This window comes from Empedobacter sedimenti (genome assembly GCF_030005555.1).
In the GTDB taxonomy this organism is placed as follows: Bacteria; Bacteroidota; Bacteroidia; order Flavobacteriales; family Weeksellaceae; genus Empedobacter; species Empedobacter sedimenti.
In genome coordinates this window covers 210,169-231,721 of record NZ_JASCQG010000003.1, presented here as the reverse complement: position 1 = coordinate 231,721, position 21,553 = coordinate 210,169, and the positions used below count along the sequence as shown (strand labels likewise).

Sequence of the window (21,553 nt, the reverse complement as noted above, 5' to 3'; positions counted from 1 at the left end):
TATCTAAAATGATTGATTTAAAAGAAAATTTAGTTTCTCGTCATTTAGTGTTCAATGAAAAAAACAAAGTGAATAAAGGAATCGAAGGTTTACGTCAAGAAGCCATCGAAATCTTTAATCAAAAAGGTTTTCCGACACGTAAAGATGAAGAATGGAAATATACAAATCTTGCTCCTTTGTTGAAGGTGGATTACAAATTATTCCCAGAAGACGAAGTTGCAGTGGAGTACAAAGACATCAAGAAATATTTGATTAATGATATCGATACATACACAATCGTATTCATTAACGGAAAATATTCTTCGTTTTTGTCAAATACAACACATGATGAAGCTGATATTTGTGTCTTGTCAAGCGCAATGCATAAAACAACTCATCAAGCTGTAATTGAGAATTATTACGGAAAAATTGCGAAAAAAGACGAAAGTTTAGTTGCTTTAAATACAGCTTTTGCAAAAGATGGAGCTTATATTTATGTTCCAAATAATGTGATTTTATCTAAGCCAATTCAGATTGTTTATTTCTCAACAGGAGCTTCTCAAGAAGCAATGTATCAACCACGTAATTTGGTTGTAGTTGGAGATAATGCACAAGTTCAAATTATCGAAAGACATCAAACATTAGACGAAAAAGCAAACTTAACAAATGTTGTTTCAGAGGTGAATGTTGGACGTAATTCTGAAATTCATTGGTACAAATTCCAAAATGATTCTAACGATGCTTCTTTAGTTGACAATACATACATTAACCAAGAAAGAGATTCTCGTGCCAATGTATTTACGTTTGCTTTTGGAGGAAAAATTGTACGTAACAATTTGAATTTCTTCCAAAATGGAGAAAATTGTAACTCTGTAATGGACGGAATTACTGTGATTGATGGAAAACAACATATCGATCATCATACATTTGTGGAGCATAATTTCCCGAATTGTGAGTCACACGAATTGTACAAAGGAATTTACGATGATAAAGCACAAGGAGTTTTCAATGGTAAAATCTATGTATACAAAGAAGCTCAAAAATTGAATGCATTCCAACAAAATAATAATGTTTTATTGTCTGATGGAGCTTCAATTAATACAAAACCTCAATTAGAGATTTTTGCTGATGATGTAAAATGTTCTCACGGATGTACAGTTGGGCAATTAGAAGAAGAATCTTTATTCTACATGCAACAACGTGGTATTCCAAAAAAAGAAGCGAAAGCAATGTTATTGTATGCCTTTGCTGCAGACGCTTTGCGACATGTGCAAATTCCACAAATCTCAAATAGAGTAAACTCTATAATTGCAAAAAAATTAGGAGTTAGTTTAGATTTCGAATTATAAAATATAGTTCTGAGTTATACGTAATAAGTTTTAAGTTGAACTTATTTTGAAATATAAAGTAAGTATTTGAAACTATTTTGAATACTTACTTTTTTATTACACATCACTCATAACTCATTACTCAAAACTAAAAAAAATGTCAATAGATATTCAACAAATAAGAAGTCAATTTCCAATTTTAAATAGAGAAGTCAACGGAAAACCATTGGTTTATTTAGATAATGGTGCAACTTCTCAAAAACCGAAAGTTGTTTTAGATGTTTTAGACGAATATTACGAAAAGTACAACGCAAATGTACATCGTGGAATTCATACATTAAGTCAAGAAGCAACAGATTTGATGGAAGAATCGCGTCGTAAGATTCAGAAATTTATCAATGCGAAACATGATTACGAAATCATTTTTACGCGTGGAACAACGGAAGGAATTAATTTAATTTCTAATTCACTTCGTAATGTTTTAACAGCAGATGATGAAATTATTATTACCGAAATCGAGCATCATTCTAACATTGTTCCTTGGCAATTGTTGTGTCAACGAACTGGTGCAAAATTGAAATATATTCCATTAACAACGGAAGGAGTTTTGGATATTGAGAAATTGGATGATTTATTGACAGATAAAACCAAATTAGTTTGTGTTAATCAAGTTTCGAATGCTTTAGGTGTTGTAAATCCGATCAAAACAATTATCGAAAAAGCACATGCAAAAGGTGCTTGGGTTTTGATTGATGCGGCACAATCTGCTCCACATACGGTTATTGATGTACAAGCAATGGATTGTGATTTCTTAGTTTTTTCTGGACACAAAATGTACGGTCCAACTGGAATTGGCGTTTTGTATGGAAAAGAAGATATCTTGAATGAATTACCGCCTTTTCACGGAGGAGGAGAGATGATAAAAGATGTCACGATGGAAGTTTCAACTTACGCTTGTTTACCATTCAAGTTTGAGGCTGGTACACCAGATATTGCTGGAATTATCGGACTTGGAGCTGCGGTAGATTTTATCAATTCGATCGGAATACAAAACATTCACGATTACGAAAAAGAATTGGTAGATTATACAATTCAACGTTTATCAGAATTTGATGAAGTGGAGATTTATGCAAAAGATGCAGAACATTCTGGAGCTGTTTCTTTCAACTTAAAATTTGATGGCATTCATTCATCTGATGTCGGAATGATTTTGGACAAAAAAGGAATTGCTGTTCGTACTGGTCACCATTGTGCGCAACCAATCATGCAACATTTCAAGATTCCGGGAACGGTACGCGCTTCATTTGCAGTTTACAATACAAAAGAAGAAATAGATACATTTATCGAAGGTCTAAAAACCGCGATTAGAATGTTAGGATAACTCATATTCCAAACTTGTTTTGGAGTTTTATAAAATAATAAAAGGGAAATAATTTATCAATTATTTCCCTTTTATTTTAAACGCTAAAGAAGCACAATTTCATCAATTATAATTTCTGTAATCGATTTTTGTTGACCATCTTTATCTTGATAATCTCGGTAAGTCAATTTACCTTCTATAGCAAGTTGCTTCCCTTTTTCTACATGTTTTTCAATCACATTTACAATTGGTCCATAAGCTACAATATTGTGCCATATTGTTTGCTGAACTTTTTCACCTTTGTTATTCGTGTAACTTTCGTTTGTTGCTAGACTAAATTTTGTAAACTTCTTTTCGTTTTCTAATGTTTTAACTTCAGGGGTGCTACCAACATTCCCAATTAGCTGAACTTTGTTTCTTAGTGTACTCATGGCGATAAATAATTTAAAATTAATGTATAACCAAACTTAAGAAATAACTTTCAAAACATTCGTTTTTAATTATTTAAGTTTTATAAAACGTGTTCTCTGAATAATTTTTCAAGTGTTTTATCTAAGTTAATAGTCTTTCCGGGGTGCGGACGAGAACTCTGAATAGATGAACTTCTCACTGCTGTTAACCAACGAAACCGTTCTGCAACATCAAAATTTGAAACTGCAGAATCAGGATGAATTCCTTCTGCAATTTTTGACAAAGCATTCAAATTACTATCAATAAAATCAAGGTCCAATTCGTGGCAAAAAGCATTGATACGCTCACTATTAATAAAATATTTTACTTTTAGATATTTTTCTTTTTTGGAGAATAATATCACTCCAACATTGATAAACTCTTCGCGTTCAACTTTCGGAACCAAACGAAGAATCGCATACTCATATAAGATTTTTTCTGGCATTGTTTGCTTCGTTTATAAAAAGTTCGGTATGTTGTAATCGTGTTTTGATAAATGTTTTGTAAACAGTTCGCATCTCATCAAAAGTAGAATGATAAGCTTCTGTCTCTAACCATTCATCTGGAATTAAATTAACAATTTCATCAATGATTTCATCATTTAATATTGCTTTAAATTCTGAATCAACTTCTTCAAGTTTTGTCGCATTTTTCAGTAAAACATGGTCTTTAATCGGCGTAAAAGGAGCAAGAGCCGCTTTTTCCCAATTATCCCACGAATGATGAAAATAATAAGAAGCACCGTGATCAATCAACCACAATTCTTTATGCCACATCAACATATTTGTATTACGAAAAGTACGATCGACATTCGTTAAAAAAGCATCTAACCAAACGATTTGAGAAGATAATTTATCGTCCACTTTCATCACAGCAGGATCATAATTGATTGCGCCAGATAAATAATGTAAAGCTAAATTTGTTCCTTCGCTAAATTTTAAAAGATCTTGAATTTCTTCATCGGCTTCGGATTGACCAAAATATTCGTCCAAATTTGCAAAAACTAATTCCGGAACTTTAAATCCTAAAACGCGTGCAATTTCTCCTCCTAAAAGTTCAGAAATTAACATTCGTGGTCCGTGTCCAGCTCCTTTAAATTTTAAAACATATTTAAATCCATCGTCAGCATCGGCTAAAGCAGGCAAAGAACCGCCTTCTCGCAAAGGTTGCAAATAACGTTCTACAGTAACTGTTCTTAATTCTGGTTTGTTCATTTGCTAAAATTACGATGAAAAATTTAAAATAATTTTCACATTTATAATTTTTAAATATCACGAATGTTATAGACTTTTGAACGATAAACTTGTTTTAACAAAATAGTATTTGAGTAAATTAGTAAAAATAGGAAGATTTGTAATGCGCAAAAGTGTGTTAATCGTTGGTTTAATAGCAGCGTTTACATTGTTTGTTGCATTAGTAATACAAGTTTTTACATCTTATTACATTTACAATTATCAAGGAAATGTCCCACAAGATTATCGTGTAGCAGTGGTTTTTGGTGCAAAAGTACAAGCTGATGGATTGCCTACTAAGTTTTTGAAAGATCGGTTAGATGCTTCGATTAGATTGTATAAAGAAGATCAGGTTGATGTTATTTTACTTTCCGGAGAAAAATTACACGAAGGTTTTAACGAAATTGATGTGATGGAAAAGTATCTATTGGATCGTGGCGTTAAGATTGAAGATACTTATCTTGATGGAGCAGGTTTGGATACTTATAGTACAATTTATCGAACCAAGAATATTTTCCAATTTAAGAAAGTTATCTTAATTTCTCAGTCTTATCATTTGAAACGAGCTATTTTCTTAGGTAAAATCTTCGGATTAGATTGTATAGGATATAGCGCAGATAGCGGACCTTACAAAACGGAAGGAAAACAAAGTTTTAGAGAAGTTTTAGCGAATATTAAAGCATTATTGGATATTGGTAGTGATAGAGCACCAGAAGTGATTATAGCTCCTAAAAAGTAAAAAAAAATCCACTCATCAGAATGGATTTAGCTATTTTTTAATATTCTATCAATGTAACAATGTCATCAGTAAATGACGTTAATTTATCTTTCCCATTTAAGAAAGTTAAATCAACAATAAAAGAAAATTGTGTTACATTTCCTCCACATTTTTCTACTAGTTTAGCACAAGCCTCCGCAGTTCCTCCTGTTGCTAAAACATCATCATGAATTAAAACACGAGCACCATCTTTTATGTAATTCGAATTAACTTCGATAGTTGCTTGTCCATATTCCAAATCATATGATTGGCTAATTGTTGGAGGAGGTAATTTACCAGCTTTGCGAATTAATACAAAAGGAACTTTTAGTTTTTGAGCGATTTGAATTCCATACAAAAATCCACGGCTTTCTATTCCACACACTACATCTATTTTACCTTTTGCTTTTTCTACAAAAGCGTCTACAATTTCGTCCGAAAGTTCAGGATTTAAGAACAATGGAGTAATGTCTTTGTAGACAATTCCTTCTTTTGGAAAATCGATAACGTCTACAATCGTTTGATTGATTTTTTCTTGAAGTGTTGACATTCGTTTTTTAATCTGTTTTGTTAAGATGCAAAGTTAAAGAGAATTTTGATTGAGATATTTTTTTAACGAATTATTAATTACAATCCCAAACTTGTCCAAATACGTTCCGGAATCCTAACTGGACGACGAGTTTCGGCATCAATACAACACAAAATCGTATAACCTTGATTGATTAATTTACCAGCTTCGCTATAAATATTATAATCAAAACGAATTCTAACACCTTTATCTCGTTCGTGTACTGTCGCTTCAATTTCGATTAACTCATCGTACAAAGCACTTCCAATATATTTAGAGTGCATTTCTATAATTGGCATTTGTATTCCCATAGCTTCCAGCTCAGCATATGGAAAACCACGTTCTCGCATTAATTCTACACGACCAATTTCATAAAACTCAGGATAATTTCCGTAATAAACGACCTTCATTTGGTCAGTGTGCTTATAAAGGATACGTGTTTTTGTTCGAAAAACATTTAGGTGTTCTTCTTCATTATTCATTTCCATGATTCAATTTCTAAAAAAAAATATTTTTCTCCCTTCAAAAGTAAGGACAAAAAAAAGACTTCATCATTTATTATATTAAAATGAAAAAGTCTATTCAGTAATTTTTTTATAATCCATCCAACTAAATGATGCTTGAGAAGAATCTTTTTGCTCTTCTTTTATAAAATCATAAGGAATTTGAATAATTGTTTTAAAAGTTGGATTTGCAACTTCAAAATAAAAAACACGACTATTTTCGTCATCGTTTTGTTCTATTTTTAAAAGTGAAAAATTATTTTTGATTCCAAGATCACGTAAATGATTTTCAATTTTACTTGTAGCAATGTCAATTTTTTCTTGTGTTATCTCCATAATGAAACAAAAATACGAAATATTAGTTTTTATAAGACAAAATATGACGTAAAAGATTAACTTTGTATTATCTTTATTTTTTCACTCAAACTACTTGTTGATTTTTTGGGATAATACAAAGTATTTTTTAATTTATCAATACCCAAATCGTTTTTTTTATTCAAAATTTGTTCACAATTTTGTAGAGAAGGGTTGATATAAAATTAACATTGAACTTCAATAGGTTACACTAAAACTTAAGCACTTTTGGATAATATTATGACGATAACTGCAAATTCTGTGTGGGATAAATGCTTGTCTTTTATTAAGGACAACATTACTGAAGATGCATTCAATACGTGGTTTGTACCGATACTTCCGGGCAAGCTAAATAATAATGTTTTAACAATACAAGTACCAAGTAAATTTTTTTACGAGTGGTTGGAGGAACATTATATCAAAATCTTAAAAAGTGCCTTACAAAAAGAGTTAGGATCTGATGCTAAATTGGTATACAGTATCTTAATGGATCAAAAATCTCAGGGTCGCGAACCATTTACAGTTCGTATTCCTAGTTCTAACAAAGAAAAACCTCGCCCACAAGAGGTTGAAGCGCCAATTAATCTGCAAGCTGGTAAAATGATGAATCCTTTCATTATTCCAGGTTTGCAAAAATTAAAAATTGATTCGCAGTTAAATCATAATTATACATTCAATAATTTTATCGAAGGAGAATCAAACCGATTAGCTCGTGCTGCTGGTCGTGCGATTGCCAAACGTCCAGGAGGAACTTCGTTCAACCCACTATTCATTTATGGTGGAGTAGGATTAGGGAAAACTCACTTGGTGCACGCGATAGGTTTAGAAGTAAAAGAATTACACCCAGAAAAAACAGTTTTGTATGTTTCGACAGAGAAATTTACACAACAATTTATCGAAGCTGTAAAAAATAATAATCAAAATGATTTCATTCACTTTTACCAAATGATTGATGTCTTGATTATGGATGATATTCAGTTTTTATCTGGAAAAGCAAAAACGCAAGAAGTTTTCTTCCATATATTTAATCATTTACATCAAAGAGGAAATCAGATTATTTTGACTTCGGATAAATCTCCAGCAGATATCCAAGACATGGAAGATCGTTTAATTTCTCGTTTCAAATGGGGATTATCAGCCGATTTACAAAATCCTGATTATAATACACGTCTTTCTATTTTGAAACAAAAATTAGAAAACGATGGCATCGAATTTCCTGATGAAGTAATGGATTATATCGCACAAAATATTGATACAAATGTGCGTGAATTAGAAGGTTCATTAAACTCAATCATAGCGCAAGCAACATTGAATAAACGTGAAATTACGTTAGATTTAACAGCACGTACGTTATCAAAATTAGTACAAACTGCTCGCAAAGAAATCTCGATTGATTACATTCAGAAAACAGTTTGTGAATACTTCAAAGTGAAGATTGAAGATATTCAATCTAAAACACGTAAGCGTGATGTCGTACAAGCGCGTCAATTAGCAATGTATTTTGCAAAACAATATACAAAAGCGTCTTTGGCAAGTATTGGTACGCAAATCGGTAAACGTGATCACGCAACAGTTTTACACGCTTGTAAAACAGTGAAAAATTTACAAGAAACGGATAAGCAATTCCGTGGTTATATCGAAGATATTTCGCGTAAAATTGCAGATTAATCTATAAATATTTTTTCAATGAAAATTTTGATGGTTTGTTTAGGTAATATTTGTCGTTCTCCGTTGGCAGAAGGAATTTTACAAGCAAAGGTTGGCGACAATCATTTGGTAGATTCTGCTGGTACAGGTGATTGGCATGTTGGTGAACAACCAGATAGACGCTCGGTTGCAGTTGCTAAAAAACACGGTGTTGATATTTCTGATCAACGTGCCATGCATTTCAATCCAATTTTTTTCGATGAGTTTGATATAATCTTTGCAATGGATGAACAAAATTTAATCGATTTGCAAAAATTGGCTCGAAGCGAAGAAGAGCAAAGTAAAATCAAATTGATTTTGAAAGATGGAATAGGGCAAACGCAAAATGTGCCTGATCCTTACTACGATGGTGAAGATGCTTTCGAGTATGTTTATCAATTATTAGATGAAGCCACAGACGGAATCATCAAAAAATACAATCTTTAAAATTATACAATGAAAACGGCTAAAGTTTATTTGATTCCTTCACTTTTAGGTGAAAGCGAACACAGTAGAGTATTGCCTTTATACAATCTTGACGTTATTAGAGCAATTGATACATTTGTGGTAGAAAATGAAAAATCTGCACGTAAATTTATCAAACAAGTTTGCCCCGAAAAAGTTCAAGCCGATTTAGATATTTACATTCTAAACAAAGATACAGAGCCAGAAGAAATGTTAGATTTGATCAAATTATTAGATCAAAATAAAACCTTGGGAATTATTTCCGAAGCTGGTTTGCCTGCAGTTGCAGATCCAGGAGCACAATTGGTAAAAGTTGCGCAACAGAAACGCATTCAGGTTGTCCCTTTGGTTGGTCCATCGTCTATTTTGTTGGCGTTAATGGCTTCTGGAATGAATGGTCAAAACTTTGCTTTTCACGGTTATTTACCAATTGATAAAACGGAACGTAAAAAGAAATTGGCGCATTTAGAAGCTGAAAGTGCGAAAACCGGAATTGCTCAAATTTTTATGGAAACGCCGTACCGTAACAATCAAATGGTAGACGATTTAACGAAAATTCTTCGTGCCGAAACCAAAATTTGTGTTGCGTGTCACATTACATTAGAGGACGAAGATATCCGCACGTTATCGATTAAAGAGTGGAAAAATGAAAAGTATGATTTTCACAAACGTCCCGCAATTTTTGTCATGCAAGCTTAAAAAAAATATAATATAGATCAACACTTCGTGTTTCTTTTCGCGAGTGGTTGCTCCAAAGTATACGAGAAAGCCAACATCTAGATGTTGGCTTTCTTTATTGTTGAATACGATTATTTTCTAATTTTTCTTGCATTTCTGAAAGTAGAATACTTATTTTTTTAAATAAGTATTTGTCAATTTCCTTTTCAGAGCCATGTTCAATCAATAAATCAGTAAAATCATCCCATTTATAAAATCTATCTGGACGTTTTATTTCATATTTTTTTGTAATTTGAATTTCATAAGCGTTTGCAAAAATATGACAAGCACGATGTCTTTTGTATTCTATTAAAGCTAATTCTTTTTCAGAGATTTGAGTTTTTATATAGGTTAGATCATTAACAATAATTTGATACCAATTTAATAAATTATCATTTTGAGTTTTATGTAAAATTTCAACTATTTGTTCTGCGTAAATCAAACCATTTGTTAACATTTCATATAATTTAACATAAAATGCTTGTTGATATATAGAATTATATTCTTCATTAAGTTCAATATTAATATGTAATAAGTATTTTAACCAATTATCGAAATGATTTTTTTGAGATATGATTTTATCAATAAAATGAAATGTATCTTGATTATTCATTGTGTCATTATTTTTATAAAAATATAGAATATAATTATCTATTTTCATTTATTACTTAGATTCAAAATATATTTAAGATAAAATCAACTAAAATGAGAAAAATAGAACAACTTTTTAGTGAATATGGAGAAAGTCATCAAAATGGGACAAACAAAACCATTCATTGGATTTGTGTTCCCTTAATCTTTTGGACGATTCTTGGTTTTGTTTCCTACATTCCAACGCCACATTTGTATGTTCAGAACTTTGGTTATATCAGTATAGCTTCAATTATTGCATTGGTTATTGTTTCAATATTTTATTTTAGATTATCAGTTGTTGTTGGTCTAATCATGATTTTTTTGATGTTGATTATGGAATATTTTATTTCGTTGTGTAATATGCAAATTGGTACAAAATCTTGGATAGTTTATTTGGTTGTATTTATTATCACGTGGATTCTGCAATTTATTGGTCATAAAATAGAAGGGAAGAAACCAAGTTTTCTCAAAGATTTACAATTTTTGTTAGTTGGACCTATTTGGTTGTTAGGTTTTATTTTGAGAAAAGTTGGTATAAAGTATTAATCTATTTCTTACTCAAAATCTCATTCACTTTTCTCTCAATTGCTGTAGAAAGTCGATCAAAACCTAAATCATTTGGATGAGTTCCGTCTGTTGAACCTTCGTTATCAGATCCAATTAAATGATCACCTTTCAGTAGATAGAGATTCTTTTCTCCTTGTTTTATTAATGCATCGTATTGATTTCGGTACGCTTGATTTTGTTTTGTAACATTTTCATGAGAAACTTGATCAAATTTACTCATTGGTCGAATAATACTTTCTACCATCAAGATTGGTGTTTTTGGATGATATTTTCGGAGTAATTTTACAAAAGGAACTGTTCTTGCGTTAATTTCATCTGCAGAGCTATTCGGAACACAATCTAAGATAAACAAATCAACTCCCTGAATATCTTTGATCATTTCAGCTAATTCAATTTCAATTTTTGCATTTCCACTTAAACCAAGATTGATAAATTCGTAACCCGTTTTTCGTGTTAAAATTGATGGATAATTCATTCCGGGACGACTTGCTGATGCACCTTGAACAATACTCGAACCGTAAACCACGATTTTCTTTTTATATGCAATCGGTTGATTTGTAAAATTAGCAGATGCATCAATTCCGATCTTTAAGTCTGTAATTTCGTTCCAAAGTGGCAAATAAAGCATGAATTCCTTTTCTGTCTTTGTCAGATTCTTGACAATATCATATTCGCTTTTGATATTTTGCTGATTTGGTAAAGCCGCACCTGCAAAAATCCACTTTCCGTTTTCTTTGATATACAAATCTAATCCACGCGCCATGATTCCAGTTGTATTTGCGCCCAAATAAGTAGAACGAGTTGTCCAATCCAGTTTTATTTGCGACGTATTTGATTTAAACGCGACATACAAACCAGCGGGAGCTGTTAAAAGCTCTTTAACTTTTGTAGGAAGTTTGGTATACTTTTGTGTATCAATTCTGTGATAAAAAGGAGCATTGTTAAATGCTTTTCCTTGTACAGTAAAGTTTTTATCTGTAATGTATTTTAATTGTTGTGCAAAAAGATGAACGGAACAAAATAGAAGAATAAAAAGGGTCGCTTTTTTCATTATAAAATAGGTTTGATTTGTGAGTAAAATTAAAAAAAGACTTCCAAATTCGGAAGTCTTTTTTCGTTTCATGTGTATTTGTTAATCTTAAGCGCGATTACACTTTTAGGTCTGTATGAGCACCTAAAAGCTCTTTATTTTCTGCGATAATTGGATCTATTAAATCTTTTAAGAATTCTTCTGTTTGTTCAGAAGCAAATCCTGTAAAGTTTTTCGGATCTAATAATTCGACTAATTTTTCTTTATCAATCTTCACGTTATCATCAGCAATAATACGCTCTATCAAATCGTTTGCTTTTCCTTCCATTTTCACTTGTCTTGCAGCTTCCATAGAATGAGTACGAATAATTTCGTGTAATTCTTGACGATCTCCACCATTTTTAACACCTTCCATAATGATATATTCAGTTGCCATAAATGGTAATTCTTCCGCGATATGCTTCTCGATGATTTTAGGATAAACGACTAAACCATCTAAAATATTGTTCCAAATGATTAAAATTGCATCAATTGCTAAGAAAGCTTGCGGAATTGCTAAACGTTTGTTAGCAGAATCGTCTAACGTTCTTTCGAACCATTGTGTTGCCGCTACCATTGCAGGAGATGAAGCTAAAGACATTACGTACTTCGCTAATGAAGCGATACGCTCAGAACGCATTGGGTTGCGCTTATATGCCATTGCAGAAGATCCAATTTGATTTTTTTCAAAAGGTTCTTCAATTTCTTTTAAATTTTGTAATAAACGTAAGTCGTTCGTAAACTTATGAGCAGATTGTGCAATGTTTGATAATAACTCTAACGCTTGTGCATCAACTTTACGATCATAAGTTTGTCCTGAAACGGCAAATACATTTTTGAATCCGAAACGTTCAGATAATTTTTTGTCTAAAGTTTTTACTTTTTGGTAATCTCCATCAAATAATTCTTTGAAAGAAGCTGCTGTACCAGTAGTTCCTTTTACTCCACGAAAACGTAAAGTATCTATTCTGAATTCTAATTCTTCTAAATCTAATAAAACAGATTGTAACCAAAGTGTTGCACGTTTTCCAACTGTTGTTAATTGTGCTGGTTGGAAATGTGTAAATCCTAAAGTTGGTAAATCTTTGTATTGACGTGCAAATTTTCCTAAGCCATCAATTACATTGATTAATTGTCCTTTGATATGTTGAAATCCATCACGAATCTGAATTAAATCTGTGTTATCGCCAACAAAAGCAGAAGTGGCTCCTAAGTGAATAATCGCTTTTGCGCTTGGTGCAACGTCTCCGTATGCGTGTACGTGAGCCATTACATCGTGACGAAATTTCTTTTCGTAAGCCGCAGCTACATCATAATCAATGTTGGTTGCGTTATCTTTTAACTCTTGAATTTGTTCGTCGGTAATATCCAATCCAAGTTCCTTTTCTATTTCTGCCAAAGCAATCCAAAGTTGTCTCCAAGTTGTGAATTTTTTTTCAGGAGAAAAGATATATAGCATTTCGTCGCTACAATATCTCGATTCTAAAGGATTTTGATACTTGTTCATTGTATTTTGTTTGTTTTGTTTTTAAAATTTTTTCAAAATGGTTTGCACATCTTTCACATAATAACCTTCGTAAAGATAGGCATGTATAAGCAAAGGGAATAATTGAGCAATAGGTAGACGTTCGTTGCAATTTGGGGCTAATGGAAAACTTTCTTGATAAGCTTCAAAAAAAGCTTCATCAAAACCACCAAAAAGTTTAGCTATTGCTAAATCCATTTCACGATGTCCATAATAAGTAGCAGGATCAATTATAGTAAATTCTCCTTTTTTATTGGCTAAAATATTTCCGTTCCAAAAATCACCATGTATTAATGCAGGTTTTTCTTCGGGAAAAATATCGTTTAATTGTTTACAAAGATTCTCTGCGGATTTTATTTGTTTGGATGTAATTAATTGTTTGTTTTGCAGTAATTTCATCATAGGCATGATGCGATTATCTGTATAGAAACTACTCCAAGAATCTGCAAATTTATTTGGTTGAAGTACTATTGCGATATAATTATCTTCTAGCCAACCAAATTGAGGATTTGTGTTTTGATGCAACTTAGCTAAATTTCGACCTAAATTTTCCCAATTGACAACAGTTGGATTTGAAGTTTCGATCCAGTCCAATAATAGATACTGAAAATCATTACCAGCTTCACCAACGTTTATAACTTTTGGTACATTAAAAGTTTTCGTTTTTTTTAATGCATCTAAAGCTCTTGCTTCTTTTTTAAAAAGATGAGGGAAATTGTTTGCAGAATTAACTTTTAAAAAATATTTTTTATTGAACGATTCAAGTCGAAATGCATCATTTATATCGCCTCCTTTGATAGGAACAATCGTTTCGATACCTAAGTCTAATTGTTTTAATCGTTCTAAAATTTCGTTCATAAAAATATCTCACAAAGTTATAGCCTAACAATTCGTTAGGCTATAGCTAAATTTATTAAAATAAAGTTGTTCTAATAATGTTTTGAGAACGCTCTGGTCCAACCGAAACTAAGTAAACTTCGATTCCTAAGTATTTCTCAATATAGTGGATGTAGTCTTGCGCAGTTTGCGGTAACTCATCAAAAGATTTTACGTTTGTAATATCTTCTTGCCATCCTGGTAATTCGTCGTATTGCGCTTCGTATTGTGATAATTTTGTTGTAGAAGAAGTAAAGTAATCAATGATTTTTCCATCCTCTGTTTTGTAACCAGTACAAACTTTTACTGTATCAATATTTGACATTACATCTAATTTAGTAATCACTAAATGTGTAATACCATTAATCATACAAGCGTGTTTCAAAGCAACTAAATCTAACCAACCTGTACGGCGTGGACGACCTGTTGAAGCTCCGAATTCGTGACCAACTTGACGAATTTGTTCTCCTAATTCGTTGTCCAATTCTGTAGGGAAAGGACCATTACCAACGCGTGTACAATATGCTTTAGAAACTCCGATTAAATTTTTCAATTTTGTAGGAGGAACTCCAGCACCAACACAAACTCCACCAGTTGTAGGAGAAGATGATGTAACGAATGGATATGTACCAAAATCGATGTCTAACATTAATGCTTGCGCACCTTCGAATAATACATTTTTTCCTTCGTCAATTGCTTGATTGATTTCTAATTCAGAATCCAAGATACGCTCTTTCAAACGCTCACCGTAAGCTAAATATTTTTCGTAAATATCTTCAAATTTTAATGGCTCTTTATCAAATAATTTTTCGAATAAAGCATTTTTAACCACTAAATTTTCTTTGATTTTTTCTGCTAAAATCTCAGGGTTTAATAAATCGATTGCACGGATACCAACACGAGCTACTTTATCCTCATAACAAGGACCAATTCCGCGTTTTGTTGTTCCAATTTGACCTTCTTTTCCTGCAAATTCCTCACGATACTCATCTAATAAGATGTGGTAAGGCATAATGATGTGCGCTCTTTTCGAAATAAAAACGTGATCTGTTGTTTGACCTTTTGATTCTAATTCTTCTATTTCAGTAAAAAAAGCTTTTGGATCTACTACGACACCATTCGCAATAATACACTTTCCTTTACATTGTAAAACCCCAGAAGGTAATAAGTGAAGCACAAATTTGTCATCGCCTACATAAACTGTATGACCAGCGTTATTACCACCTTGGTAACGTACAACATAATCAGCTTTTTCAGCTAAAACATCTGTGATTTTTCCTTTTCCCTCGTCACCCCATTGAAGACCGACTACTACGTGTGTTGACATATTGTTTTGTTCGTTATTTGATTTGGAATAAAAATGAAACTATTCATCTTTTCTTGGTTCACTGCAAAGGTAATTTAAACCACTTGTTAAACAAATTTTAAATTCGTTTTTGACTGATTATTTTTCAAGATTTTGTTAATAATTTTTAAAGTTTAAATTAACTGAAAAATAACCGAATTCATTCAAATAAAAAGCGTATTTTTACAAACTTTTACACCAAAAATTTCTATCAATGAAAATTGAAATATGGTCGGATGTAATGTGTCCGTTCTGTTATATCGGAAAAAAACATTTTGAACAAGCCTTAGAGCAAATTCCTTACAAAGATAATATTGAAGTTGAATGGAAGAGTTTTCAGTTAAATCCTGATTTATCTAAAACTGAAATTATTTCTGTTAATGATTATTTAATCGAAGCCAAGGGAATTTCGGAAGAACAAGTTTCTGCAATGAATAATCAGTTAGCTGAAATGGGAAAAGCTGTTGGGATTGATTTTCAACAACAAAATTCTAAAGTTGTTAATACAGGTGATGCACATCGATTGATTCATTTTGCGCAAGCAAATGGGAAAGGTTCAGAAGCAGAGGAAAGACTATTTAAAGCATATTTTACAGAAGGTGAAAATGTGGCTGATTATGAAGTTTTAGCTGAATTAGGAGATGATATTGGTTTGAATAAAACCGAAGTTCTTGAAATGCTAAATTCTGATGCAAATGTTTTTGAAGTTGCTTCGGATATTTTAGATGCACGTAATATTGGTGTTTCTGGCGTTCCGTTTTTCGTAATTGACCGTAAATATGCACTTTCTGGTGCTCAACCAGTCGAGTATTTTGTTTCTGCTTTGACGCAAGCTTACGAAAAAGATCATTTGGATCAATCTCAAAATGGGGCTTCTTGTGATGTTGGCGGAAATTGTGATTAAAGCAATTTGCAAATAAATATAAAAAAGGACTTCAATTTGAAGTCCTTTTTTTGTTCTGTATTATATCGATTGATAATTTTCTAAGAATTGGACAATTTTTTCTGCCAATTGATTTTTGTGATGAGTACTTTTTAAAGTTTCAGCATCTGCAAGATTGCTTGCAAAACCTAATTCAATTAAAAAAGTTGGCTTTTTAGAATCTCTCAAAATTTTGAAATTAGCTTTTTTCAATCCTCTGTTTTCGATAGAATTCATACTTACTAATTGTGCTAATTCAGCTCCAATTTTCTCTGTATGAGCATCAGTATTATCTTTATTGATAAAAACTTCAGATCCTTTTAGTTCCTTATTCGCAGAGCTATTCAAATGCAAAGAGATAACTAATTCAGGATTCAATTCATGCATTTTATCAACACGAGTTTGTAAATCTAAATGATCATTTCCATCTCTTATCAAAATAACATTGATATTTTTCTTTTTAGCTAATTGCTGAATTTTTTGAGCTAACTCTAAAGAATATTCACTTTCTACAATATTTCCATTGTTTGAACCTTTATCAAAGCCGCCATGTCCAGCATCTATTACAAATGTTTTGGTAGAATTTTGCGCCATAACATTTGTTGAAAATAATCCAAAAGCTGCTATAGCAACGAAATAAATACTTTTTTTCATATTGTTAATTTTAACTAATAACGCAATAATAAATCAGGATTGTATATAGATTTTCTTATTTATGATTTAATTAACAAGGTTCTTTTAAGTTTTTTTTTCATTAATACAATGTAACATTTCTAATGTCGATGCGTCTCTAATATAAACGAATTAACACAAATGAGACTTTACGCAACTATTATTACATTATTTATTCTTCAAAGTTTTTTGTCAGCTCAATATTCTATAATAGGAAAAATTGTCAATCAAGATAATCAGGCTGTAGAATTTTTAGATGTTACAATTATTCAGAATGATACTATTATTGATTCTTATTCAACAAATTCGGATGGAACTTTTACTTTGAATTCTACTCATGGTGATTTTGAATTACTAATTGAAGAGATGGGAAAATTATTAGAGCAACGTAAAATTTCTGTTGATAATAATTTGGATTTGGGAGTTTTGAAAATTGTAAGTCAACAACAGAATTTGAAAGAAGTTGTAGTACAAGGAAAAGCAAAAACATACGAAAGACAAATAGATCGCTTAGTTTTTAATGTCGAAAATTCCATTGCAGCAATCGGTGGTGATGCATTGGAAGCGTTAAAAAATACACCTTCTGTAAAGATAAAGAACGATCAAATCTCTATTGTTGGAAAAAATAGTGTCAATGTTTTGATAAACGATAGAATTGTTCAGATGAGTGGAGAAGATTTAACCAATTATTTAAAAAGTATTCCGTCTGCTAATATTAAAAAAATTGAAGTGATTACTAATCCTCCTGCAAAGTATGAGGCAGAAGGAAATAGTGGTTTAATCAATATCGTATTAAAAGAAGCTAAAGAAAATGCTTGGAGTACAACCTTAAGAAGTTCTTATACTCAAGGTTTTTATGGACAATTGAATAATGGTATTAATTTTTCTTACTCTAAAGATAAGTTTTCTGCTTTGGTAGATTTATCTCATTATACAGGAAGTAATATTTATACAAATGATATGAATTATTATTATCCTTCAGAGCATTGGAGTCAGAAGATGAGTAATAAAAAAATATATCGTGGCTTATCTGCTTTAACTACTTTAAGTTACAAGATAAATGATTATAATACAATTGGTATTCAATTTAATGGAGGACACAATTATAATGGAAGTAGAGAAAAAACAAGAACAATTAGTAATCAAAATGGGCAAATTGTAAAAGATTTTTCGACTAATTCTCGTGTAAAAGGAGATGGCGATTATTACAATATGAATGTTAACTATAATCACAAGTTTGATTCTGTTGGTAAAAAGTTTTCGGTAGACTTAGATTATATGTCTAACAAAGGAAATAATGGAAATGATTTTATTTCGGATATGTATTTTAATAAAGATCGTAAAACAATTTTAGCTAATAATCTAAATAATAAGGATATTGAAAATGCTTCTGGTAAAGTAGATTTTTATTTTCCGTTTAAGAAAGGAACGTGGGAGTTTGGATCAAAAGTAAGTTCTACTAAATCAGATTATCAATTAAATTCAAATTTTACAGATCTTGCAACTAATGTTGATTTAATGACGCAAGACGACCACTTTAAATATACCGAAAATGTAGAAAGTTTGTATGTTTCTTATCAACGAAAGCTATCCGATAAATGGTCTACTAAAATTGGATTAAGAGGAGAATACACACAGTCTAAAGCAAATTCATTAACTACAAATTCGGTTACAGAGAAAGAATATTTCAAGCTATTTCCGACATTTTATGTCCAATATCAACCGAAAGAAAATCATTCGTTTAATCTTAATTTTGGCAGACGAATTCAACGTCCTTCATTTTGGGAATTGAATCCTAATAAATGGTACAGTAATCCAATTTCTTATACAGAAGGAAATCCTTTTATTCAACCATCTTTTGTGTATAATGTTGAGTTAAGTTATGGTTTCAAAGATTATATTCAAGCAAAGGTTTATTATCAAAATATGCAAGATGGTTTTGGGCAAATAGCCTTTCACGGCGAAGAAGAATTGGATGGAGAGTTGACACAAAATCAAGTATTTAAAAGGTTAAACTATTTTAAAATGTCTTCTTATGGAATCGTTTTGTCATCTACAGTAAAACCAACAAAATGGAGGGAATCTAACTTAGAATTTAGTTTGAGCTATAATAAATCAATCAATGAAATTGATGTTTTAGATAAAGAATATACAGGTAATGGATCAAATTTTTCAGTCTATAATAATTTAAATTTAAACACGAAGAAAACACTTACAGCTCAGGTAAATTATTATTATGCGCCAAAAGGGAAAAACAGAGAGTTTAATTATACTTCAAGTTCTTCATTGGATATTGGTTTTAAGTATTTAGTATTAGATAAGAAGCTGACTTTATCGTTGATGGCGTATGATATTTTCAAAACAGATATGAGTACTATTACTACAAACGTTCAAAATATTCCACAATCATTTAAACAATATTACGATTCGCAATCGATACGTTTTTCGGTTTCGTACAAATTCGGAAACTCAAAAATTAGTGTAAATAAGCGTCAAACTTCTAATGCTGAAGAAGCGAATAGGAGTGGAGGAAATTAAATAATTCATTATCAAAAAGGGTTAAACTAAATTTAGTTTAACCCTTTTTTTTATTTTTTTAAAACCTCTAATATTTTATCAGCTATTTTAGCATAATTCGCTTCGTTGGTTAGATATTTTCGATCATGATCATTCGTCAAATAACCAATTTCAATCATAATTGTAGGAGCTTGAGCATCTCTTAATACTTTAGAATTTGTTTCAATTATTCCTAAATTATCAAAACCTAATGAGCTTACGTTTTTTCCAATTTCTACTCCTAAAGTTTTTGCTTGCTCAAAAAATGGATTCATTGGAGAAACATGTATTTCAGTTCCTTTTTTAGAATCTTTTACATCATAATTTGCATGTAACGATAATACCAAATCAGGTTTTATTTCATTAATCAATTTTGCACGATTTGTATTGATAATTTGCTCATCACCAGTGCGTAAAAAAACAAAATCAATATCCTGATATGGATTACGTTCTTTTATAGTGTTTGCAATTTTTAAAACAATATCTTTTTCCTGAAATTCATCTTTCTTTACACCTGTATCTGCCCCACCATGTCCAGCATCCAAAACAATTGTACGTTTTTTTGTGGCTGTTGGTTCAGTAAAGTTTGTTTGAGCAAAAAGAACTGTTGTAAGTAAAATACAAAACAGTTGAATAATTTTTTTCATGAGTGGTTTCGTTTTTTCCAAAATACTCAATAATTATACTTTTTTTGAAAGTGAATGGTTAAAATTTTCTAAAAATTAAAAAATTCCTCTCGCTTTTATTTCTAAATATTTATTAATTAAATGAATAGATAATTCTTTTGGCTCACAATAAATAGTCAAAATACCAAATTGGTGTAATCGATTAATGATTAGTTCTTTATCAAAATTGAATTTTTCGGCAATAGTTTGATCATAAATATCTGTTGTTGTTTGGGCTTTTTGATTGGTTAATTTATTTAATTCAGAATTTTTAAACAAAATTAAAACCACCACATGCGATTTTTTGATCAATTTGAGATAAGGTAACTGACGCTCCAAACCATCTATTGTTTCAAAGTTTGTATAGATAAAAAGTAAAGATCGTTGCGTTAATTTTCGTTTGATATAGGCGTATAGTTTACCAAAATCACTTTCTAAGAAATTTGTTTCTACATTATACAATTTTTCCAAAATCAATTGCATTTGATGATTTTTTTTGTCTGCAACTACGTGATCTTGAATTGTTTTATTGAAGGTAATTAATCCTGCTTTTTCATTTTTCTGAATTGAAATATTCGCTACAACCAAACTCGAATTGATTGAATAATCTAATAGTTTTAAACCATCAAAAGGCATTCGCATTGTTCGTCCCAAATCAATAACCGAATAAACGGGTTGAGATTTTTCTTCCTGAAATTGATTGACCATTAAGCGATTGGCTTTCGCTGTTGCTTTCCAATTGATTAATCGATATTCGTCACCAATAGTATAGTTTTTGATGTTTTCGAATTCCGTATTGGTCCCAATTTTTCGGATACGTTTCATCCCAAATTGATTTTGATGTTGCGCTGTAGAATACAACTGAAATTGTTTGAGTTGTAAATAAGACGGATAACAAGCGATTTCTAATCTATTGATTTGTTTGATTCTGCGTTCAACTAAACCAAAAAAGGAGATAAAGATATTGACGTCACCAAATTTGTATGCGCCTCTTTCTGTAGGTTTTACAGCAAAATCATATTTCTTTTTTTGAGAAGATTTAAAATGATTTTTGAACTGTAATTCTCTCAATTGAAATTGAACCGGAAATTCATCAATTACTCTGATATATAACGGAAATTGATATTTATTTTCAACCAAAAGTTGCATATTGTTTTCGTCACCATTAGAGAAACGTTCAGGATAATTTCTCGTTACAAAAACAGATGTTTTTGGTAAGTAAATCAAGAAAAAATCTAAAAGTATTATCACAATATATGCTAGTAATAGGAGTTTTGCAACATAGAGAATAGGTTGCATAAAAAATCCTATTACAAAGCAAAAT

General features: G+C 31.2%; 23 protein-coding genes. 9 read left to right on the top strand and 14 right to left on the bottom strand.

Annotation, left to right across the window (positions count from 1 at the left end; genetic code table 11):
• Positions 1 to 8 precede the first annotated feature (8 nt).
• Both sufD and QHG34_RS04955 read left to right on the top strand, forming a co-directional pair.
• Complete coding sequence (sufD, locus tag QHG34_RS04960; protein WP_282629090.1) at positions 9 to 1,328, top strand: Fe-S cluster assembly protein SufD; 1,320 nt, start codon at positions 9 to 11, stop codon at positions 1,326 to 1,328.
• Between the two features lie 136 nt (positions 1,329 to 1,464).
• Positions 1,465 to 2,688 (top strand): aminotransferase class V-fold PLP-dependent enzyme, encoded by a 1,224-nt coding sequence (locus QHG34_RS04955; protein ID WP_282629089.1) that lies wholly within the window; start codon positions 1,465 to 1,467, stop codon positions 2,686 to 2,688.
• An 83-nt stretch (positions 2,689 to 2,771) separates the two neighbouring features.
• On the opposite strand, the gene QHG34_RS04950 is transcribed toward QHG34_RS04955, so the two are convergent.
• The 3 genes from QHG34_RS04950 to QHG34_RS04940 all read right to left on the bottom strand — a co-directional run bounded on the left by QHG34_RS04950 (position 2,772) and on the right by QHG34_RS04940 (position 4,331).
• On the bottom strand, positions 2,772 to 3,098 hold the full coding sequence (locus QHG34_RS04950) for a single-stranded DNA-binding protein (RefSeq protein ID WP_282629088.1): 327 nt from the start codon (positions 3,096 to 3,098) through the stop codon (positions 2,772 to 2,774).
• Positions 3,099 to 3,178: 80 nt separating this feature from the next.
• Entirely contained in the window at positions 3,179 to 3,562 is a 384-nt protein-coding gene (locus QHG34_RS04945; protein WP_282629087.1) for a DUF3037 domain-containing protein, read from the bottom strand.
• Positions 3,540 to 4,331, bottom strand: coding sequence for a HipA family kinase (locus QHG34_RS04940; RefSeq protein ID WP_282629086.1), 792 nt, complete (start codon positions 4,329 to 4,331; stop codon positions 3,540 to 3,542). Before QHG34_RS04940 ends, QHG34_RS04945 begins: the two co-directional genes overlap by 23 nt.
• 109 nt (positions 4,332 to 4,440) lie before the next feature.
• Between QHG34_RS04940 and QHG34_RS04935 the strand changes: the two genes are divergently transcribed.
• Positions 4,441 to 5,088 (top strand): SanA/YdcF family protein, encoded by a 648-nt coding sequence (locus tag QHG34_RS04935; RefSeq protein WP_282629085.1) that lies wholly within the window; start codon positions 4,441 to 4,443, stop codon positions 5,086 to 5,088.
• Positions 5,089 to 5,125: 37 nt separating this feature from the next.
• On the opposite strand, the gene QHG34_RS04930 is transcribed toward QHG34_RS04935, so the two are convergent.
• The 3 genes from QHG34_RS04930 to QHG34_RS04920 form a co-directional block, all read right to left on the bottom strand.
• On the bottom strand, positions 5,126 to 5,656 hold the full coding sequence (locus tag QHG34_RS04930) for an adenine phosphoribosyltransferase (RefSeq protein WP_282629084.1): 531 nt from the start codon (positions 5,654 to 5,656) through the stop codon (positions 5,126 to 5,128).
• Between the two features lie 77 nt (positions 5,657 to 5,733).
• Positions 5,734 to 6,162 carry an acyl-CoA thioesterase gene (locus QHG34_RS04925; RefSeq protein WP_282629083.1) on the bottom strand — a complete coding sequence of 143 codons (429 nt, stop codon included), beginning with the start codon at positions 6,160 to 6,162 and terminating at the stop codon, positions 5,734 to 5,736.
• Between the two features lie 90 nt (positions 6,163 to 6,252).
• Positions 6,253 to 6,513: a hypothetical protein gene (locus tag QHG34_RS04920; protein ID WP_282629082.1), complete on the bottom strand. Its 261-nt coding sequence runs from the start codon at positions 6,511 to 6,513 to the stop codon at positions 6,253 to 6,255.
• Between the two features lie 258 nt (positions 6,514 to 6,771).
• Between QHG34_RS04920 and dnaA the strand changes: the two genes are divergently transcribed.
• From dnaA to QHG34_RS04905, 3 genes are read left to right on the top strand one after another with little or no spacing between them, the layout of a single operon-like run.
• The gene (dnaA, locus tag QHG34_RS04915) at positions 6,772 to 8,199 is read left to right on the top strand and encodes a chromosomal replication initiator protein DnaA (RefSeq protein WP_282629130.1); all 1,428 of its coding nucleotides are present in this window, start codon (positions 6,772 to 6,774) and stop codon (positions 8,197 to 8,199) included.
• 18 nt (positions 8,200 to 8,217) lie between these two features.
• Entirely contained in the window at positions 8,218 to 8,664 is a 447-nt protein-coding gene (locus tag QHG34_RS04910; protein ID WP_282629081.1) for a low molecular weight protein-tyrosine-phosphatase, read from the top strand.
• Positions 8,665 to 8,673: 9 nt separating this feature from the next.
• Positions 8,674 to 9,381 carry an SAM-dependent methyltransferase gene (locus QHG34_RS04905; protein ID WP_282629080.1) on the top strand — a complete coding sequence of 236 codons (708 nt, stop codon included), beginning with the start codon at positions 8,674 to 8,676 and terminating at the stop codon, positions 9,379 to 9,381.
• A 94-nt stretch (positions 9,382 to 9,475) separates the two neighbouring features.
• Here the strand turns inward: QHG34_RS04905 and QHG34_RS04900 are convergent, their stop codons facing one another.
• Positions 9,476 to 10,012, bottom strand: a complete 537-nt coding sequence (locus tag QHG34_RS04900; RefSeq protein ID WP_282629079.1) for a hypothetical protein — start codon at positions 10,010 to 10,012, stop codon at positions 9,476 to 9,478.
• A gap of 92 nt (positions 10,013 to 10,104) precedes the next feature.
• On the opposite strand from QHG34_RS04900, the gene QHG34_RS04895 reads away from it, so the two are divergent.
• A complete protein-coding gene (locus QHG34_RS04895; protein WP_282629078.1) occupies positions 10,105 to 10,578 on the top strand; it encodes an Mpo1 family 2-hydroxy fatty acid dioxygenase in 474 nt (157 codons plus the stop codon).
• Between the two features lies 1 nt (position 10,579).
• Here QHG34_RS04895 and QHG34_RS04890 read toward each other — a convergent pair whose 3' ends face one another.
• The 4 genes from QHG34_RS04890 to QHG34_RS04875 form a co-directional block, all read right to left on the bottom strand.
• Positions 10,580 to 11,650, bottom strand: coding sequence for an SGNH/GDSL hydrolase family protein (locus QHG34_RS04890; RefSeq protein ID WP_282629077.1), 1,071 nt, complete (start codon positions 11,648 to 11,650; stop codon positions 10,580 to 10,582).
• A 97-nt stretch (positions 11,651 to 11,747) separates the two neighbouring features.
• Complete coding sequence (gene purB, locus QHG34_RS04885) at positions 11,748 to 13,175, bottom strand: adenylosuccinate lyase (protein ID WP_282629076.1); 1,428 nt, start codon at positions 13,173 to 13,175, stop codon at positions 11,748 to 11,750.
• A 21-nt stretch (positions 13,176 to 13,196) separates the two neighbouring features.
• On the bottom strand, positions 13,197 to 14,051 hold the full coding sequence (locus QHG34_RS04880; RefSeq protein ID WP_282629075.1) for a fructosamine kinase family protein: 855 nt from the start codon (positions 14,049 to 14,051) through the stop codon (positions 13,197 to 13,199).
• A 55-nt stretch (positions 14,052 to 14,106) separates the two neighbouring features.
• Complete coding sequence (locus QHG34_RS04875) at positions 14,107 to 15,396, bottom strand: adenylosuccinate synthase (RefSeq protein ID WP_282629074.1); 1,290 nt, start codon at positions 15,394 to 15,396, stop codon at positions 14,107 to 14,109.
• A 232-nt stretch (positions 15,397 to 15,628) separates the two neighbouring features.
• Between QHG34_RS04875 and QHG34_RS04870 the strand changes: the two genes are divergently transcribed.
• Complete coding sequence (locus tag QHG34_RS04870; RefSeq protein WP_282629073.1) at positions 15,629 to 16,318, top strand: DsbA family oxidoreductase; 690 nt, start codon at positions 15,629 to 15,631, stop codon at positions 16,316 to 16,318.
• Positions 16,319 to 16,378: 60 nt separating this feature from the next.
• On the opposite strand, the gene QHG34_RS04865 is transcribed toward QHG34_RS04870, so the two are convergent.
• On the bottom strand, positions 16,379 to 16,990 hold the full coding sequence (locus QHG34_RS04865; protein WP_282629072.1) for an N-acetylmuramoyl-L-alanine amidase: 612 nt from the start codon (positions 16,988 to 16,990) through the stop codon (positions 16,379 to 16,381).
• 159 nt (positions 16,991 to 17,149) lie between these two features.
• Between QHG34_RS04865 and QHG34_RS04860 the strand changes: the two genes are divergently transcribed.
• On the top strand, positions 17,150 to 19,546 hold the full coding sequence (locus QHG34_RS04860; protein ID WP_282629071.1) for an outer membrane beta-barrel family protein: 2,397 nt from the start codon (positions 17,150 to 17,152) through the stop codon (positions 19,544 to 19,546).
• 50 nt (positions 19,547 to 19,596) lie between these two features.
• On the opposite strand, the gene QHG34_RS04855 is transcribed toward QHG34_RS04860, so the two are convergent.
• The gene (locus QHG34_RS04855; RefSeq protein WP_282629070.1) at positions 19,597 to 20,211 is read right to left on the bottom strand and encodes an N-acetylmuramoyl-L-alanine amidase family protein; all 615 of its coding nucleotides are present in this window, start codon (positions 20,209 to 20,211) and stop codon (positions 19,597 to 19,599) included.
• 75 nt (positions 20,212 to 20,286) lie between these two features.
• Positions 20,287 to 21,480 (bottom strand): DUF58 domain-containing protein, encoded by a 1,194-nt coding sequence (locus tag QHG34_RS04850; RefSeq protein WP_282629069.1) that lies wholly within the window; start codon positions 21,478 to 21,480, stop codon positions 20,287 to 20,289.
• Positions 21,481 to 21,553 lie beyond the last annotated feature (73 nt).

Bases quoted from the DNA above. Each gene is read 5' to 3' on its own strand.
- QHG34_RS04875 (WP_282629074.1), bottom strand. From the start codon at position 15,396: ATGTCAACACACGTAGTAGTCGGTCTTCAATGGGGTGACGAGGGAAAA.
- QHG34_RS04860 (WP_282629071.1), top strand. From the start codon at position 17,150: ATGAGACTTTACGCAACTATTATTACATTATTTATTCTTCAAAGTTTT.
- QHG34_RS04910 (WP_282629081.1), top strand. From the start codon at position 8,218: ATGAAAATTTTGATGGTTTGTTTAGGTAATATTTGTCGTTCTCCGTTG.
- QHG34_RS04865 (WP_282629072.1), bottom strand. From the start codon at position 16,990: ATGAAAAAAAGTATTTATTTCGTTGCTATAGCAGCTTTTGGATTATTT.
- QHG34_RS04920 (WP_282629082.1), bottom strand. From the start codon at position 6,513: ATGGAGATAACACAAGAAAAAATTGACATTGCTACAAGTAAAATTGAA.
- QHG34_RS04950 (WP_282629088.1), bottom strand. From the start codon at position 3,098: ATGAGTACACTAAGAAACAAAGTTCAGCTAATTGGGAATGTTGGTAGC.
- QHG34_RS04900 (WP_282629079.1), bottom strand. From the start codon at position 10,012: ATGAATAATCAAGATACATTTCATTTTATTGATAAAATCATATCTCAA.
- QHG34_RS04870 (WP_282629073.1), top strand. From the start codon at position 15,629: ATGAAAATTGAAATATGGTCGGATGTAATGTGTCCGTTCTGTTATATC.
- QHG34_RS04880 (WP_282629075.1), bottom strand. From the start codon at position 14,051: ATGAACGAAATTTTAGAACGATTAAAACAATTAGACTTAGGTATCGAA.
- QHG34_RS04930 (WP_282629084.1), bottom strand. From the start codon at position 5,656: ATGTCAACACTTCAAGAAAAAATCAATCAAACGATTGTAGACGTTATC.
- QHG34_RS04945 (WP_282629087.1), bottom strand. From the start codon at position 3,562: ATGCCAGAAAAAATCTTATATGAGTATGCGATTCTTCGTTTGGTTCCG.
- QHG34_RS04855 (WP_282629070.1), bottom strand. From the start codon at position 20,211: ATGAAAAAAATTATTCAACTGTTTTGTATTTTACTTACAACAGTTCTT.
- QHG34_RS04940 (WP_282629086.1), bottom strand. From the start codon at position 4,331: ATGAACAAACCAGAATTAAGAACAGTTACTGTAGAACGTTATTTGCAA.
- purB (WP_282629076.1), bottom strand. From the start codon at position 13,175: ATGAACAAGTATCAAAATCCTTTAGAATCGAGATATTGTAGCGACGAA.
- dnaA (WP_282629130.1), top strand. From the start codon at position 6,772: ATGACGATAACTGCAAATTCTGTGTGGGATAAATGCTTGTCTTTTATT.
- QHG34_RS04925 (WP_282629083.1), bottom strand. From the start codon at position 6,162: ATGGAAATGAATAATGAAGAAGAACACCTAAATGTTTTTCGAACAAAA.
- sufD (WP_282629090.1), top strand. From the start codon at position 9: ATGATTGATTTAAAAGAAAATTTAGTTTCTCGTCATTTAGTGTTCAAT.
- QHG34_RS04895 (WP_282629078.1), top strand. From the start codon at position 10,105: ATGAGAAAAATAGAACAACTTTTTAGTGAATATGGAGAAAGTCATCAA.
- QHG34_RS04955 (WP_282629089.1), top strand. From the start codon at position 1,465: ATGTCAATAGATATTCAACAAATAAGAAGTCAATTTCCAATTTTAAAT.
- QHG34_RS04905 (WP_282629080.1), top strand. From the start codon at position 8,674: ATGAAAACGGCTAAAGTTTATTTGATTCCTTCACTTTTAGGTGAAAGC.
- QHG34_RS04890 (WP_282629077.1), bottom strand. From the start codon at position 11,650: ATGAAAAAAGCGACCCTTTTTATTCTTCTATTTTGTTCCGTTCATCTT.